The following is a 16,504-nucleotide window of genomic DNA, read 5'->3' on the forward strand; positions in this document are numbered from 1 at the left end:
ATATGCGTACGGCGGGGCATAAAGGCAACGATACATAAGAAGCGTGGTAACAGGTTACCAGACCGTGCAATTGCTTTCAGCTATAAACTGTATTTGCTTGCGGCGTTAAAGAACAACAAACCACAAACTGTTCAGGATATCACATAACAAGCTTCGCAATGCGTCCGTTACTTCCAGCTAAAAATACCGTTTTCCCGTGTTTGGCTTTCCGGCATACATGAAAACCATTTGTGCTGATGAGGCGCCAGGTCATTCCGCTATCGGTCGACAGGTCGACACCCGAAGTGCCGCAGCACAACAGTTTTTTATTGCTGATATAGGTAATGCAACTGCGGTAGCCATGGGGCGGGGTAGTGGGGTGAATCCAGGTATGGCCGCCGTCGTTAGTGAGCACACAGTTAAGGGTAGTGTCTTTATCATTGGTGAAATCGCCGCCGGTAATGATAAAAGTATTGGCTACCCGCGGGCCATCACTGCGAACGGCAATGGAATTGGCGCCCGTACTTTCTTTACCCTGTATAATGGGGATAAGCCGGCCGCCGGCATCGTCATGTAAGCGGCTGGCTTTGCCGCCACTTACGAAAAGAAAATCCTTGTTGCGGAAATAATGGATGTTGGTGCCGCTGCTGGCAAAACAGGCTTCGCCGGCAAGGGCATTCGATTGCATCACTGCAGGTATTTTACGCCAGGTATTGCCGCCATTGGTGGTTTTTGCTATAAAGAACTTGTTATCTATAGGGTCGCCCACCACAACGCCGTGTTTGTTATCATAGAAATCCATTGCGTCGAGGAACATGCCTTTTGTTGAGTCGCTGAACACTACCTTCCAGCTGGCGCCGCCATCGGTGGTCTTTAAGATCCTTGCAGGTTCGGCAATGCCCATGATGATGGCTGTATTGGCATTAAAAGCCTCTATGTCGCGGAAGTCGGTTTTTTCGAATCCTTTTACGATGATCCATTGCCAGGTTTTACCACCGTCTAATGATCTTCCAACGGTGCCATGACTGCCGCTTACCCAAACAACGTTGTCGTTCACCGGCGAAAGTCCCCGTATCGAAACGGATTGTCCGCTCGTAAGCATTTCAATGGTTTGGGCAGAAGCGGGAACTTTGGAACCGATCAGGAAGATAAGTATTAAAGTTAAGCGGGTGATCATCGGTGATGTAGTTTTGGATTAGCACCGACAATATAGGTCAAAAACAACTACCAAATCTCAAACAGGATCGACCATTTGAACGGCCTGCCTAAATTACCGGCCACCCTGGTTGTTATTGACCGGTGATCTGCTTTTTTAATTCTTCCAGTTCAACTACACCGGTTTTGCGCCATACTTCCTTCCCGTTTTTATATAATATGAAAGTGGGCAGCTCACTGGCCTTTATTTCATTCATCAGTTCTGTATCAACACTCGCATCTATCTTCACCAATTTGTATTTACCGGCGAGGTCTTTTTCCAGTACCTGCAGCACGTCATTCATTTTACGGCAGGGGGCGCACCATTCGGCGCCACAGTCGACCAGTACAATACCGGCGCCTGAGATCGCTGCATTAAATGCTTCGGTTGTCATTGGTTGGGTAACGGGCATGCCTTCAACAGGTTTGCCTTCTCCTTTCCATTTTATAAAACCACCGGTAAGTTCATATACCTGTGTATAGCCATTGGTTCGAAGCCACCGGGCGGCAGAACGGCTGCGACCGCCGGAAGCGCAATAAACGTATACCGGTTTTGATTTATCGAGGTGCGCCACGCGGCTTTTGAACTGGTCCTGGTTATTCCAGTCGGCCTGCAGCGAACGTGCAATATGGCCCGACTTATATTCACCGGCGGTTCGCACGTCGAGTAACTGGCTGGTTTTACCGGCCATGCCCTTTTCGAAGTCGGCCGGGGGCAATTGCTGCGAAATCGCGTTGAACGAAACAAAGGCAGACAGCACAAGGCACAAAATGATGGTTTGTTTCTTCATATTAATAAACTAACAGTTCAATAAAGCCAAAAGTTAAACCGTAAGTATGAAATAAAAAAAAGTCCCGCTAAAAGCGGGACTAAATATTTTCAGTCGAACCTTACCAAATTTGAGACCTCTTCAAAAGTATTGGATTTCATTTCAAAGGTAAATCACTTTAACGGACGGGTTTTCAGGATATCGACTGGGTTTTTCAGGGATTCAATTGGATCGGTTTTTTTTAAGGAATTGGACTTGAACTTTGGACGGTTTTTCAGGATACGATCTACATACGTAATTTCTACGTTTTTAGAGAACAAGGTTTTGTCATTTGGATGTTGGATGGTCTTTCAGGATACGTTGGATTTTAAAACCTCTTTAAAAACTTACTACTAGCTGATCGTTTAAATCAGTATATCAAAAATATATGTTAAACTCTTTAATTCATAGAGCAAATATGCTCATTTTATAATCTTCAGTTATTACGTTGTATATAGTTTAAGTAACATAGGTGGCGGGTAAATAACCAGTTAGTGGTATAGTAAAATTACGAAAACGGGCTATGGGAAGCCCTATTGTCAGGCCGTAATAAGATCTTTTGAAGGGAGTGATTGACCTTAACCCGTAAAGAACTTTTACTGGTAATTCAACTGTTGAAAAATGGTCGATAAAACGCGTGGAAAAATGAAGCATGTTCAGGCCGGTGAAATTTTACGTAAACAGATGTGCCGGGAACTAAGTAGAAATATCGGTTGAGTTGTACAGATATAACCTGATTGTTTACACGATATTTACGGCTAAATCGATAATAGAAGTACAATTATGCCAGATTGGTTGACTATTCTCTATTTCCCTTATGCAAACGTTTGTGTAGAATTGATTTTTTTGATCGTATTTTATGCAGAAAGCGGTAAAGGTACAATTACTGAAAAACACGCCAGACGCAATATTTATTCAATTTTTGACGATTTTAGAGCGTAACTCTATCAACGATTTTGAAAAGCAGTATTTACCAGATTGTGGCTATTTTGGCGTTGGGCCTGCATTTAGTTCCCTTGCTCATCGTACTTGGAAAAAAGCTTTGGTCAGCAGTGCCATTCAGGTTATTGGCATTATACTGGGTGTTGTGCGCATTGATGAATGTTTTGCCATGGATGGCTTTGCCGGTTCGCACCCTTGAGTTATGCACGGTGATCTATAAACTGCTCGACGTCCCTATAGTACTTTCCGTTCTATATTTTTCTACTTCTTCTGCCGCCGTAAAGAAATTCACGAAACTGGCGGCGCCCGCTTTACTGGCTGCCTCGCTGGTGAACTGTATAATAAGGGGGTTTACCACCAATGTGCTTGAATATGTACTGGGCGCAGGATTGCTGCTCATTACGGGCGCTATCATCTGGGAGATCATTCTGAAATTACAGCAGATCAGGCTGACCTCGCAGGCAAAAGGCTTGTTGTTGACACATGCGGCCCTGCTGTTTGTATTTGGCGCCAGTGCGGTCATTTACATCTTTGTTTATTTTCTGCCCGGAACTTCTTCTGCAACCGATAACCTGCTAATGTATTATTTATCTGCGCTTATTGCACTTCCTGTTACTATCGGCGGGTACCTGATCAGGGGCGTTAAACCGCCGCCGCCACCGGCCAGTGAAACAGTGGATACGCCGTTTGGAAAGGGGTATCAGATGATATAAAAACCAATGTGCTGATTTGCTAATGTGATAATTGGATATTGAAATGCATGAACGCGTAGTTCCTGCCTTGATGCGTTGTTGCCTCGATGGCTCGTTGCCTCGATGCCTTGTTGCCTTATTTTACAAATTAATGATCGCGTATGCAGTTTCACTCACATAGGGGCCGCCGGGATAACGAGCGGTATAATCGAGATTGATCCAGTACTGGCCATTTTGCTCGTGGTAGTACATATTGTCGATGGCCTCATTACCAAACAGGTGAATAACGGCCTGTTGCATCATCTCGAACTGTTTTTCATCGCCACACAGCAATTCAGGATAAAGATGCCCGTCTGTAAGGATCATACGGCAGTGTGCGCCTATGGCCTTCATACAGGTAACCATCAGGATAGTATGATCGTCACAATCGCCGCCCATCCCGTTCTGGACGGTTTCTTTGGCGGTGGCGAAGTATTCATCCCTTTCCGAATCTGAAACATATTTGAAGTTGCTGTTGATATGCCTGAACAGCGATAACAACCTTACCTGCGAACCATATTTGGGATAGTATTCGTCAAAAGACTCAAGCGAGTATTTTACCGACCAGTTGCGTACCACCGAATCGGTTGGCTGCACCTTCGCCTGCAACGCTTTTACCGTTTTGGTAAGCGGGCCGTCGAAAAACGTGGGGCGCAGCACCAGGTCAGTTTCCTTTTGTTCTTTTTTACCCCAGTTGTTCTGCACCATTGTTTTATAGTCCCTGATCATATTGCCAAAGCCATAACCATTGGTTAGCTGGTTGTAAATGAGAACGAGTATCAGTAACCCCACTGCAGGTAACAGCAAAAAGCGGAACAGCCTGAGGGTAAGAAAAGTAAGTGTAGCAGCGAGAATGATTGAAACCGTGAGGTCGAGGTTCCAGTTGCCAAGTATCAATGGCGGAATGTATCGGTTGATTAATGGAGCCAAGGGAATTACTGCCAGTATGCTTAACAAAACCAGCAGCACTTTTCGGGTATGGCCATATTTATCCTGGGCTTGGTTCATAACGCACGTAATTTGAAACGAAAGATCAACCCTTTTTTTTGTATGGCAAGTGTTAAAGCTTTCAGTATTTGTCCGGTAAAGATTTTACCTGATAACGCGATAAAACAATGCATGGAGTGAAATCAGGCGCTTACCGGCCGTTAACCGAATTGAATTCTCTGCAAGCACCTGAATCAATAAGGTAAGCGGCTAAAGCAAACTTACGAAATTAAGGTTAGAATGTAAAGGGGGGAACGCAACTGATTATAGTTAAAAAGAACCGGAAAAAAGTTAAAAGAAAAAGGTTTAAAGAGTGAACTTTTTAAATATGATCAATATTCAAAAAAGCGCACTGCTTTAAACCTTTTAACCTATAATTTGTCACCAACTACTCATCGTCTTCTTCCTCATAATACGCATCCTGGCTGTCGTTGTAAACAGCATCCCATTCCTTCACCTTTTCATCACTCAACAGTTCCAGAATGTCGAAGATCGGATCGTTTTTCTTTTTCCACGCCAGTACCGGCATGTCCTCATACTGAGTAACATACATGCACTGGTCGGTTTCTACCATAATTTTAACGAGCGTTACAGGTTCGTCTTCTTTTTCCTGTATCAAATAGTAACAGCCGGGCTCTAACAATGAATAAGAATACATACTAATATCCTCCACCTTTTTTAATGTTTCAAAAAAGAAGAATCAACAGGTTTGCAAGCCGAACTAAATGGGTAGTGTACGTGCTTCGTTCAACAGAATTTAATGAGTTGGTTCCATGTAGTATAATGGGGTAAAGTAAGTAGTGTCACGGAACGCGTACAATTCAAAATTAGCATAAAAAAACACACCGGCCATACTCCCGGCGCCTGCCAGCCCGAATTTATAATTTGTTTAAAGTTGGCTATTGATAACCAGATTGTTGTGTTTTTTAGCCTTTTTAGCCGGCCGTGAATTATTGATGAAATTTAAATTTTCGGGGCGGCTGTTCAAAACCGGTTTCTGGCACCGGGAAATGCCCCGCAAAGGTGGCAGAAATTAAGGATCTCTGCCATAATGTAAGAGTGGGAAGAACGCCTGAACCGAACGGGTTTTTGACCAACTCATTAATATATAATATTCAGTTTGTTCTACAGCTGAACCTGGCTGCCCCCGTCGTTCGGCCGGCTGCAAAGCCCTGTGTTACATTGATGGCCTGCGCAAAAAATACCCAATTTCAGCGTTTGCCCGGTAAAAATGGCCCTATCCGGTACGGGTTCCAATAGATCAAACCAAAAAAACTACTCATGTAAGGGGGATAATAACTGGCATAATAGTTTAAGCACTAACCCAAAAATACTGTTATGCGAGCCATTTGGACCGGAGCGATCGGTTTCGGGTTAGTAAATATTCCCGTTAAAATATACAGCGCCGTGCAAGGCAGTGAGCTTGACCTCGATATGCTCGATAAAAAAGACCATTCCAATATCAGGTTCCAGCGTGTTAATGAAAAAACAGGCAAGGAAGTGGCCTGGGAGAACATTGTGCGCGGGTACAATCTCGATGGCCATTATGTGGTATTGACCGATGAAGATTTTCAGAAAGTGCGCCCCGAAAAGAATAAACTCATCACAATTAACGAGTTTGTAGATGAGGTGGAAATAGACACCATGTATTATGAAAACCCGTATTACCTGGCGCCCGACAAAAGCGGGGTTAAAGCGTATAACCTGTTACGTGATGCGCTGGAAGAAACGGGTAAAGTAGGGCTGGGAACCTATGTGTTGCGCAACAAGGAAAGCATCGGCGTAATAAAACCATATGAAAATGTATTGGTGTTGAACAAGATACGGTTTGGGGAAGAGATAAGAGATACGGCTGACCTCGATATAAAGACTACAAAAAGTAATGCGGCCGAACTGAAAATGGCTATAGCCCTGATCAACCAGTTATCGGGTGAATTCGATATAACACATTTTAAGGATACTTATTCATCTGACCTGTTAAAATTGATCAAGGACAAAGCAAAAGGCAAAAAAATACAAACACCTGCGTTGCGTATTGTGCATTCACGGTCGAAGGACCTTATGGAGCAATTGAAAGCAAGCCTTGGCGAAAAGGGAGAAAAAAAGAAAAGCGGTGGCCGCCGCAAGGCCTCATAACGATTTCTGATTTCCGGATTTTGAGATTTTGAGATTTGTAAAACAACGATTTGGGATTGCTGACCTGGGCATCTCGGGATTTTGAAATTTATAAGACAGTTGAATAAGAAGAAATCTCCAAATCAGAAATCTTTTCAGTATATTAGTATTGATCCTATGCGTGTTTTTGTTACTGATTAACTAAACAACGATCGTTGCCCGCCGGATATCATATAAATGACGTCTGATGAAATACGGAATTACTATTAATTAACACTTCAAACTTCACGCTTGTGGAACATCAACAAATTGCGGAAATTTTAAATGACCTTTCTACAATTAACCGCGAACGGGCTAAGGCTTACGAAGAAGCATCTTTTCTGAATTTCATTTTCAACCTCGAGTTAAGGGGATCTTTTGCCTTGCTGGCCAATCAAAGCCGGCAAAACAGTTTTGCGCTTCGCCATTACCTCGAACAATGGCAGGATAATCATCCCGGTTTTAAAAGAACATTACCGCAACTCACCTTTGGCGATCTGTACAATCAGTGGAAAGAAATGGGGGTTTCATTTTCAGGGCCGAATGTTTACGATATGCTGAAAAGCTGTGAACAGGGGGAAGAAGCCATACAGGTGATCTATACCAAAGTGATCAATATGCTGCCTGCCGGCGATCTGCAGTATTTATTGGAGAATCAGTTGCGCGGATTGCAAACATCGCACAGCATTGTAAAAGGCATTATGAACCAGCCACATAAAATGCCGCAGAAAATGAAGCGGTCGATCTAAGCGGCCTGTTATCCGTTTTGCAGTGCGCTGATGTTGCCAAGCACTTTTTTCAGATTGATGCCTTTGCCCAATACGGGTTTGAATATATCGCCAACTTCCCTGGCGCGGCTATACATATTTGCAATAGTAAAATCACTGATCTGCAATCCCTTTCTAACTTCATCCCAATGCAGGGGAGCTGATGCCGTTGCGCCGGGTTTGGGCCGTAACGAGTAAGGCGCCGCTATCGTTTGTATCGACCGGTTCTGTAAATAATCGAGGTATATTTTATTTTTTCTTTTGGCCGGGCTTCGTTCAAGACTGGTAAAAGAAGGCATTTCATGATGCGCCAGCGTTACCAGCAGCTCTGCCAGTTGTCTCGATTGATCGTAATCATAGGCCGCACCCAGCGGAATGTAAATATGCAAACCGGTAGAGCCCGAGGTTTTGCACCAGGTATCTACCCCAAGGTCGGCTGTCAATTGTTTTATTACCTGTGCGGCTTCAATTACCTGGTCAAAAGTAATTTTGCCATCGGGATCGAGGTCAATCACACACCAGGTAGGATTATCAGGTTTTTTTGTTGTACTGTGCCAGGGGTTCATTTCAATACAACCGAGGTTGGCCATGTACAGCAGTGATGCTTCATCAACGCAAACCAGGTATTGTTTTTTCTCACCATCCGATTCGCTTACGTAATCGTGTTTTTCTATCCAGTCGGCTACTTTGCCGGTAACATCTTTCTGATAAAAGCTGGGTTTGTTGATTCCATTGGGAAAACGGTTCATCGATTGCGGCCTGTCTTTCATATATGGCAGCATAAAGGGCGCTATACGCTCGTAATAGTTCAGCATCTCGCGTTTGGTGATCTTTTCTGCCGGCCAGTAAATTTTATCGAGATTGGTAAAGGTGAGCTCCTTTTTATTGATGATGACCACCTGTTCTTTTTCGGTATCGTTCAAAAAACCATCCGGTAACGGGGCGGCTTTTGTCGAAGTCTTTTTGGTAGTTGTTTTTTTGCTTTGAGCCTTCTTCGTTTCGCGTTCCGCTTTTGCAGTTGAGCGTTTTGCGGTTTTAGCTGCGGTTTTCTTTGTTGCTGTTTTCGTTTTCATCTTTTTACTGGCATGTGTTTGGTGGCCTGATGCGGTTTCTTCTTCAACTTCCTCTACCGCCCTGGAGGTGTGAACGGCTTTTTCTTTATGAACGTCTTTGGCGTTTTTGTCTTCCCGCAAACCCATAAATATAGGTTGACGAAGAATGTTGTCCTTTGTCCACTCGGAGAACTTTACCTCACAAACCAATACCGGTTTTACCCAGGTACAGGGCATATTGGTTTTTGGTTTTTTATCGAACGGGGTGGTTGGCGTAATTAAAGGTTTCAGTTTTTTATAAACCGCGGCCAGTGATTGTTCTGTAAAACCCGAACCGGTATGGCCTACATAGATCAGTTTGTTTTTTTCATAAACCCCTAACACGAGCGCACCGAAATGACTACGGCTTCCACGGGTTTCGGTAAAACCGCCGATCACTACTTCCTGGCGTTGGTTGGTTTTTATTTTTAACCACTGTTTGGTACGAATGGTGGGGGTATACCGACTTACTTTCGCCTTGGCAATAATGCCTTCGAGTCCCTGCTCCGTTGCCGCTGTGAAGAATTGTTCGCCGGCCTTTTCAACATGATCGCTGTACCTGACCATGGCATGTTCGGGCAAAACCTGTTGTAAAATACTTTTACGTTCATATAATGGAAGCTCCATGAGGTTATAACCGTTGAGCCACAAAATGTCGAAAACATAATACACCAGTTCACCCTTGCCGCTCTTTTGCCATTGTTGCAACAATTGAAACTCGCTTTTACCTTCCTCATTGAGGGCGACGATCTCGCCATCGAACACGGCTTCCATGTTCAGTTCCTGCAAAGCTTCTACAACAGGATGGAATTTACTATTGAATGAAAGGTTCTTTCTCGACATGATGGTTATGTCGTTGCCATGGAGGTAGGAGACGGCGCGATAGCCATCATATTTTATTTCAAACAGCCAGTCCGTATCATCGAACGGGCCGTCGGTGAGGGTGGCCAGCATGGGAATAATATTCTTTGGCATTGGCGTGCGTTCACCCAGTTTCAGCAGGTTTTCTACTGCGGCCGGAACTTTTTTTTTAATTGTTTTCTTTTTTGCAGCGGTGGTTGATCTTTTAGCGGCGCTCTTTGTTTTGGCGGCTGTTTTCCTGCTGGCGGTTAAACTGCTTTTTTTAGTGCCGGCACTTTTTCTGTTGCTTTGCCATTCGTTGGTGCTTTCTTTGGCCACCTGTTCGAGCTTTAGCCCCGATTGTACAGATCTGTCTTTTTTTGTGATATCTGTCGTAGTGGCGTATTTATCGCGTTTTTTGATCAGCAGCCAGGCGTTGTCTTCACTGCTTTTCATGTGTACCAGTGCGAAATCGCCTTTTAGTTTTTTTCCCGTTAGCCTGATCTTTAGATCGCCCTTATGTAGTTGCGCCAGCAGGTGTTTTTCCGATTTGCTGGCATCGCCTTCAAACTCCATGGGTTCGTAGGTGCCCTCATCCCAAACGATAACGGTACCGGCGCCATAATTGCCGGGCGGAATAATGCCTTCAAAGTCCTTATAATCGTAAGGATGGTCTTCTACCATCATGGCCAGCCGTTTGTCGTCAGGATTCATGGAAGGGCCTTTGGGAACGGCCCATGATTTCAACACGCCTTCCATTTCGAGGCGGAAATCATAATGCAGGCGCGAAGCGTCGTGTTTCTGAACAACAAAATGCAGGGCGCCGGGGGTGGACTTCTTTTTACCTTCCGGCTCCGGCGTTTGACTGAATGATCTTTTCTTTTTGTATTTGGCAAGACTCATTTATCTGGTTTGTTGTTTGTTGTTTGTGGTTTGTGGTTTGTGGTTAGCGCCTTATCCGGGGCTCGCTATAAGCTTTGCGCCTCAAATATTACCTAAAGCAACTTCAGAACCCGGTAACCATGTATTTCACTTTTTAATTTTTCATTTCCCCGCATTTCCTTCTTTATTCGGCATTGTACATGCCGACGCTTTCGGTCGGCATCTCTGACGGAGTCTGATACTTGTCAGAGTCGTCAGACCCGACAAGCAGAGCTTCGTCGGGATTCGATATTCGTTATTTGAAAAACGATAATAAGATCTGTTTATACTGCCCCGGATCCTGTATATGCGGAATATGGCCAATGCCCGGCATTTCCATCAACAACGCATTGGGTAATTGTTCTTTTGTTTGTTTAGCCAGGGCGGGATATTGTCCGTATTTATTTTTATCGTCATCGCTCAGCAGGGCTTTGCCAACAATGGTCCTGTCTTCGGTACCAATTACCAGCAGGGTAGGCGCGCTGATGCGGTCCCACTCGTAGCATACAGGTTCCTCGTAGATCATCTGGTAAGTGACGGCGTTTATACGGGCAATACGGGGAAACTCAGGGTTATCGAGCGCATCGGCCTGCGCCTGCACATACTGCTCGTATTCCTGTTTCCATTGGGGGTAATAACTTTGCTGATATTTTTTATACGATTCGTAGGTGGCGCTTATTTCCTTTTTATATAACTGATCGGTGGTTTGGTAGGGAACAAATCGTTTGTAATCTTCCAGCCCGATCGGGTTTTCCAGAACCAGCTTTTCCACCTTTCCGGGGTAGGTCATGGTAAAACGTGCTGCCAGCATGCCGCCCATGGAATGGCCCACCAAATATACTTTCTCTATTTTTAGTGAATCGAGCAATTTGTTCATAGCATAGGCAAGCAGGTGAAAGCTGTAATGCAGATCAGGTTTATCAGAACGTCCCCAGCCGGGTTGGTCGGGAACGATCACGCGGTAACCCGCTTTTACCAGAAAAGCCATTACGTCTTTCCAGTAATACCCGTTGAAATTCTTACCATGAAAAAGCAGTACCGTTTTGTTGACGGGTGTATCGGGTTTTGCATCCATATATGCGATTTGCACCGGTTTGCTTTCGAGGGTTATATTGAATTTTTGAACGGGGTAGGGATATTCTACCTGTGCCTGTGTAATAAGTATCGTGAACAGGCAAAATACCATCATGAGGTATTTGGAAAAATTATGCAACATGAAACTAAAGATTGATGCATGAAGTTACATGCATTGGGTGACCGTTGGATTTTTTCGGATATTTTAACAGTATAGTAAGGGGCAAAACAATCTTGTTTGTAGGCTGATGGCCTGCATGGTTCCTGCGGGTAGCGCTATATTTCTACGGGGTAGGATTTAGGGATTGTTGGGATCGGTTGCAATTTTTTCTTTCACATGCTCTATCACTTCATTCAGCTCACGGGGATCCATAATTGTTTGCTGATGTGCAACTTCATATTGATTGAACAATACATCGCCTCCTTGTGTAATGGTGAACAGGTAATTACCCTTTGAGAACACATCGAAAACGATCATGTCGCCAAAATCCCTTTCCTTGATCTCGCAGGTTACCGTGTTGCCATTGACCTTAAGGTCCAGTGTTTTTGTTTGCAATTCTTCCATAACCGGCAATGTTTAAGTTAAAAATAAGCGCACGGGTTCAGTTATAATTATCAATTGTTTGCGGGAATCAGGTTTAATGGAAAATGGCTTGTTCATCACGTTCCTGTACCGGAATCCTTTTTATAAGATCATCGTAGTTGTCAACCTCATTATGGGTAGTATATGCACCATAAGCATCCATGCTGTAACCCATAGTGCCGTCGTGGGCCTGTATGAGATATACGATGGAGGAGTCGCCAGGATCGGACTGACCTTCAAAACGATAGGTTTTTATAATGGTCAGGTCTTCCGGTCTGTAGAATTTTCCATTGGTGGTAGTGAATCCATCGTTCTTAGGCGTAAATTCATTATCGTTATGTTGAAGTCTTAATTTTTCCAATATTGCGGTAAGGGTTGTCATTTCTGAAGGCTTCGTTTCCATAAACAAGTTTTTAAATGAAGAAATAATCAGCTGTCGTTGAATACCAATCTGGTACTGCGAGCTATAGTATATTTCAAAAACCTGTGCCAACCTGTGGTAGCTGAACTCCATGTTTTTGACTGAATAAAGCTACGTATCGGCCGCCGGTGCCGGTTGTTTTGTTGAAGCGGATAAGGGTTTATGGAAATATTTCCACACGGCAGCCCGTTAAAAGCCTGTGCTTTCACAAACGACGGATTATCAGTATAATTTAAAAACGACCGTTGCTGGCACAGTAATTTTAATACTTATTAAGAGCGATAATTTTTTCCTTCTGGCAATTACCCTCTTTAGGAGAGAAGTAAGATGGCCGGATACGAAAGTACAATGGGAAAAAAATATCACGAGCCCCGGGTAAAACCGGGGTTTTTTTATTGGTATTCCTGTTGCATCACGTTTGGGAAAATTTATGGCAACAGTTGTAAAGAAAAAGAAGGGAAGGGCCGCAACCACGAAAAAAAGATCTTCTCCCCGAAAAAAAACATCCACCGCACGAAAGACAGCAGGCAAAAGAACTGCCACCAGCAAAAAGACCACGCCAAAAAAGAAATGGTCGCGCCGGGTAATGCAAACCAGCGATGCGCTTGATCTGGAATCGGGGGTTTTCAAATCGACCGATCCTAAAAAGATCGCGCGGTCGTTAAAGCGGTCTGCCGAAAAAAGCAAACGAAAAAAGGGAACACCCTTTCAGTCGGCCATGTCTATGCTGAATTTTTACATCAACCGGGCTGGTAAACAATTAACGGCCAAAGAAAAGCAGCCGCTGGAGAAAGCGAAACCCGAACTGCGCAAACTGTTCGGCAGGGAGGAATAGAACCATTTGGAAGGGTAAACGTTAATTAGTAGCTAACGATTGTTAGTAATGCCATATCTTTGCCTGTAACAGAACCCTGATCTTAAAAAACAGCACTTACGATATGAACAAAAAAGAGGTGTATATTATTTCAGCCGTTCGAACGCCTATGGGCAGCTTTGGCGGCGGTTTAAAAGATTTTACTGCTACTAAACTGGGCGCCATTGCCATAAAGGCTGCACTGGAAAAGGCCGGGCTGCAGCCGAACCAGGTACAGGATGTATTGATGGGTTGTGTTATACAGGCCAACCTGGGCCAGGCGCCTGCCCGCCAGGCGGCAAAATATGCCGGTTTGCCCGATGAGGTCAATTGTACAACTGTAAACAAAGTTTGTGCAAGCGGTATGAAAGCCATTGCACAGGCAGCGCAAAGCATAGCACTGGGCGATGCCGATATTGTGGTAGCCGGTGGTATGGAAAGTATGAGCAATGTGCCGTTCTATGTAGATAGCATGCGGTGGGGAAACAAATACGGCAATAGCAACCTTATTGACGGGTTGGCAAAAGATGGCCTTACCGATGTGTATAACGGACAGGCGATGGGTAATGCGGCAGAGCTTTGCGCAAAGGAATGTGGTATTTCGCGAAACGATCAGGATGCATTTGCCATTGAAAGTTATAAACGCAGCCAGGCAGCCTGGGCCGATGGAAAGTTTGCCGATGAGGTGGTGCCGGTTGAAATTCCGCAACGCAAGGGCGATGCCATTAAATTTTTTAAAGACGAAGAGCCTTTTAATGTAAAGTTTGATAAAATACCGGAGCTGAAACCCGCTTTTCAGAAAGATGGAACGGTAACAGCGGCCAATGCCAGTACCATGAATGATGGGGCGGCAGCGTTGGTTTTGATGAGTAAGGAAAAAGCTGATGAACTGGGATTGAAGCCAATTGCAAAAATTATCTCCTATGCCGATGCTGAGCAGGCGCCGGACTGGTTTACCACTACGCCTGCGATAGCGGTGCCCAAAGCGGTGGCAAAAGCCGGTTTGAAAATGACCGATATTGATTATTGGGAATTGAACGAAGCATTTGCAGTGGTGGGAATAGAAAATTCCAAACGAATGAAACTTGACCCCGCAAAAGTAAATGTGCATGGAGGGGCTGTTTCGTTGGGGCATCCGTTAGGAGCCAGTGGGGCGCGCATTATCGTTACCCTCATCAATGTGTTGAAGCATAATAAAGGGAAATATGGTGCAGCAGGTATTTGTAATGGCGGTGGCGGCGCCTCGGCCATGGTGATAGAAAATATGTAAACGAACTTTTTTGAATAATGAACAAGCCTCCCGGTACGTCGGGAGGCTTGTTCATTTTATGTATTATTTTGAACTGAGGTCTGCCCGGTAGGAGAGCATTTCAGCCCAGCTTTTTTCAACAAACTGTTGAACGGCGGCAAGATATTCGTTGTAACCGTTATCGCTGTATTCGGCTTTATATCTTTCCATAAAGGGTTTGCGAAATCCGGGGTCTCTTTCTTTCCAGCCGGTTTTATAGCGGAATACCAGTACGATCTGGGTGGGGCCCGAACCTGATACCTGGTATACGGCCACCGGTTCATTGCTTTTTTGCCAGATCACTTTTATCTTTTTTATAATGGCAATAATGGTATCGGCATAACCCTGTTTGGGGAAGACATGGGTGATGGCCATTTTTTCAGAGAACTCGAGTAAGGGAACGGAGCTAAGATCTTCGCGGTAAACCGAAAAACCCTGCATACCCTGGCCGGTGGTAAAGGGGGCAATGTTGGTGTTCCAGTCTGTTGTATGTTCTTTACTGATGTCTTTTCGCTCGTCGAGCTGGGCCCAGGAGTTAGGGCCCTCCGTTACATGATAGGCGCCGGCATCGGGACCGGAAAGAATTTCATATGTACGCCATTTCCATTCACCGGTGTGGAATTTTTGTGCATGAGCGGCCAGTGCTTTTTCGAACTCGGTTATTTTTTCAGGTTTGGGAAATACCCTGAAGGTGCTTACAACGGTCTTTGACTGGCTCACCCCGATGCAGGGCATCAACAGCCAACAGAGAAAGAGGGTTCTCATGTTTTAGCAGTTTAAGTTAATTAATTAGTAGAAGAGAGATCAGGGAAGGAGTAGGGATATAGGTAAAGGATATTGAAAAGGTACAAAGAATATATGGCAGGAAAAAATGATATAAATCAATGTGGTGTTGGATTATAGATCAATAATACATTTGCAGTATGAATGAGATTCAGGTAAGGGAAGCGACTACGGCGGATGCTGAACTGATAGCAACGCTCAGCCGGCAAACGTTTTATGATGCATTTGCCGGTGATAATACAGAAGCAGATATGGACAAGTTTATGAATGAAACTTTTACCCGCGAGAAGTTGATGAAGGAAGTAGGCGCTACAGGCAATACATTTTTACTGGCATATGATGGTGATGAAGCGGTAGGATATGCACGGGTTCGCGAAACCACGAATCCGTTATTGGTAGAAGGCGGGGAAGCATTGGAGATTGCCCGTATTTATGCGGAACAAAAAAGTATCGGAAAGGGCGTGGGCAAAGCCCTGATGGAGCGATGTATTGAGCTCGCCCGGCAAAAGAATGTACCGGTTATCTGGCTGGGCGTATGGGAAAAGAATGCAAAGGCCATTGCGTTTTATACGAAGTGGGGATTTGAAAAGTTCAGTGAACATGTTTTTATGCTGGGAAATGATCCGCAAACGGACTGGCTGATGAAGAAAATGTTGTAAGATAAAAAATAGCCCGCCGATAGATATCGGCGGGGCATATCAACATACTAAACATGGGACCTGAGGTAATACTGTGATAAGCCATGCCTGTTACATCTTTCTATATGACATGATCCTTTACATAAAACCATACACTTTTTATTGACATGCTTATTTCAGCAGACCTATAGCCCGTGTTCTTGTACAGATATGGAAACCATGAATGAACAACACATATAAACACACACCAAAATAATTTATAACACTTACGGAGGTTGAACCGATGACAGGTTAATGCTGAATGTTTATGCAGGGTACAGATGGGGGTTGTAGTATTGCTCAACATGAGAAGATGTACGGCTTTACAGCAGGGCATAACACTTCATTAACACGGATAACCGTACTATTTTGATTATGGATTTTAAGCCCACTATGAGCAATTTTACAAC

At 44.3% G+C, this 16,504-nt stretch carries 16 protein-coding genes; 7 read left to right on the top strand and 9 right to left on the bottom strand.

Annotation, left to right across the window (positions count from 1 at the left end; translation table 11 throughout):
* Positions 1–139: 139 nt before the first annotated feature.
* Both A4R26_RS01465 and A4R26_RS01470 read right to left on the bottom strand, forming a co-directional pair.
* On the bottom strand, positions 140–1,156 hold the full coding sequence (locus A4R26_RS01465; protein WP_081158981.1) for a WD40/YVTN/BNR-like repeat-containing protein: 1,017 nt from the start codon (positions 1,154–1,156) through the stop codon (positions 140–142).
* Between the two features lie 112 nt (positions 1,157–1,268).
* Positions 1,269–1,964, bottom strand: a complete 696-nt coding sequence (locus A4R26_RS01470) for a rhodanese-like domain-containing protein (protein WP_081158983.1) — start codon at positions 1,962–1,964, stop codon at positions 1,269–1,271.
* 877 nt (positions 1,965–2,841) lie between these two features.
* Between A4R26_RS01470 and A4R26_RS34600 the strand changes: the two genes are divergently transcribed.
* Together A4R26_RS34600 and A4R26_RS01475 are read left to right on the top strand one after the other, a co-directional pair.
* The gene (locus tag A4R26_RS34600) at positions 2,842–3,123 is read left to right on the top strand and encodes a hypothetical protein (RefSeq protein WP_133054505.1); all 282 of its coding nucleotides are present in this window, start codon (positions 2,842–2,844) and stop codon (positions 3,121–3,123) included.
* A complete protein-coding gene (locus A4R26_RS01475) occupies positions 3,098–3,637 on the top strand; it encodes a hypothetical protein (protein ID WP_133054506.1) in 540 nt (179 codons plus the stop codon). The genes A4R26_RS34600 and A4R26_RS01475 overlap by 26 nt, the downstream gene beginning before the upstream one ends.
* Positions 3,638–3,757: 120 nt before the next feature.
* On the opposite strand, the gene A4R26_RS01480 is transcribed toward A4R26_RS01475, so the two are convergent.
* Both A4R26_RS01480 and A4R26_RS01485 read right to left on the bottom strand, forming a co-directional pair.
* Entirely contained in the window at positions 3,758–4,663 is a 906-nt protein-coding gene (locus A4R26_RS01480) for a transglutaminase domain-containing protein (protein ID WP_081158989.1), read from the bottom strand.
* A 367-nt stretch (positions 4,664–5,030) separates the two neighbouring features.
* A complete protein-coding gene (locus tag A4R26_RS01485) occupies positions 5,031–5,315 on the bottom strand; it encodes a hypothetical protein (RefSeq protein WP_133054507.1) in 285 nt (94 codons plus the stop codon).
* Positions 5,316–5,980: 665 nt separating this feature from the next.
* Here A4R26_RS01485 and ku point away from each other — a divergent pair.
* Positions 5,981–6,778 (top strand): non-homologous end joining protein Ku, encoded by a 798-nt coding sequence (gene ku, locus A4R26_RS01495; RefSeq protein ID WP_081158998.1) that lies wholly within the window; start codon positions 5,981–5,983, stop codon positions 6,776–6,778.
* Positions 6,779–7,050: 272 nt separating this feature from the next.
* Positions 7,051–7,545 (top strand): hypothetical protein, encoded by a 495-nt coding sequence (locus A4R26_RS01500; protein ID WP_081159001.1) that lies wholly within the window; start codon positions 7,051–7,053, stop codon positions 7,543–7,545.
* A gap of 8 nt (positions 7,546–7,553) precedes the next feature.
* Here the strand turns inward: A4R26_RS01500 and ligD are convergent, their stop codons facing one another.
* The 4 genes from ligD to A4R26_RS01520 form a co-directional block, all read right to left on the bottom strand.
* A complete protein-coding gene (gene ligD / locus A4R26_RS01505) occupies positions 7,554–10,397 on the bottom strand; it encodes a non-homologous end-joining DNA ligase (RefSeq protein WP_081159003.1) in 2,844 nt (947 codons plus the stop codon).
* A gap of 274 nt (positions 10,398–10,671) precedes the next feature.
* Positions 10,672–11,631, bottom strand: coding sequence for an alpha/beta fold hydrolase (locus A4R26_RS01510; RefSeq protein WP_081159005.1), 960 nt, complete (start codon positions 11,629–11,631; stop codon positions 10,672–10,674).
* A gap of 156 nt (positions 11,632–11,787) precedes the next feature.
* The gene (locus A4R26_RS01515; RefSeq protein WP_081159008.1) at positions 11,788–12,054 is read right to left on the bottom strand and encodes a hypothetical protein; all 267 of its coding nucleotides are present in this window, start codon (positions 12,052–12,054) and stop codon (positions 11,788–11,790) included.
* A gap of 73 nt (positions 12,055–12,127) precedes the next feature.
* Positions 12,128–12,475 (bottom strand): hypothetical protein, encoded by a 348-nt coding sequence (locus A4R26_RS01520; protein ID WP_081159431.1) that lies wholly within the window; start codon positions 12,473–12,475, stop codon positions 12,128–12,130.
* A gap of 448 nt (positions 12,476–12,923) precedes the next feature.
* Between A4R26_RS01520 and A4R26_RS01525 the strand changes: the two genes are divergently transcribed.
* Together A4R26_RS01525 and A4R26_RS01530 are read left to right on the top strand one after the other, a co-directional pair.
* Positions 12,924–13,328 (top strand): DUF3175 domain-containing protein, encoded by a 405-nt coding sequence (locus A4R26_RS01525; protein ID WP_081159011.1) that lies wholly within the window; start codon positions 12,924–12,926, stop codon positions 13,326–13,328.
* A gap of 103 nt (positions 13,329–13,431) precedes the next feature.
* Entirely contained in the window at positions 13,432–14,616 is a 1,185-nt protein-coding gene (locus tag A4R26_RS01530; protein ID WP_081159014.1) for an acetyl-CoA C-acyltransferase, read from the top strand.
* 63 nt (positions 14,617–14,679) lie between these two features.
* Here the strand turns inward: A4R26_RS01530 and A4R26_RS01535 are convergent, their stop codons facing one another.
* The gene (locus tag A4R26_RS01535; RefSeq protein WP_081159016.1) at positions 14,680–15,399 is read right to left on the bottom strand and encodes a hypothetical protein; all 720 of its coding nucleotides are present in this window, start codon (positions 15,397–15,399) and stop codon (positions 14,680–14,682) included.
* Between the two features lie 158 nt (positions 15,400–15,557).
* Between A4R26_RS01535 and A4R26_RS01540 the strand changes: the two genes are divergently transcribed.
* A complete protein-coding gene (locus A4R26_RS01540) occupies positions 15,558–16,076 on the top strand; it encodes a GNAT family N-acetyltransferase (protein ID WP_081159019.1) in 519 nt (172 codons plus the stop codon).
* Positions 16,077–16,504: the final 428 nt, after the last annotated feature.

Source organism: Niastella populi, from assembly GCF_002078015.1.
GTDB classification, from domain to species: Bacteria; Bacteroidota; Bacteroidia; order Chitinophagales; family Chitinophagaceae; genus Niastella; species Niastella populi.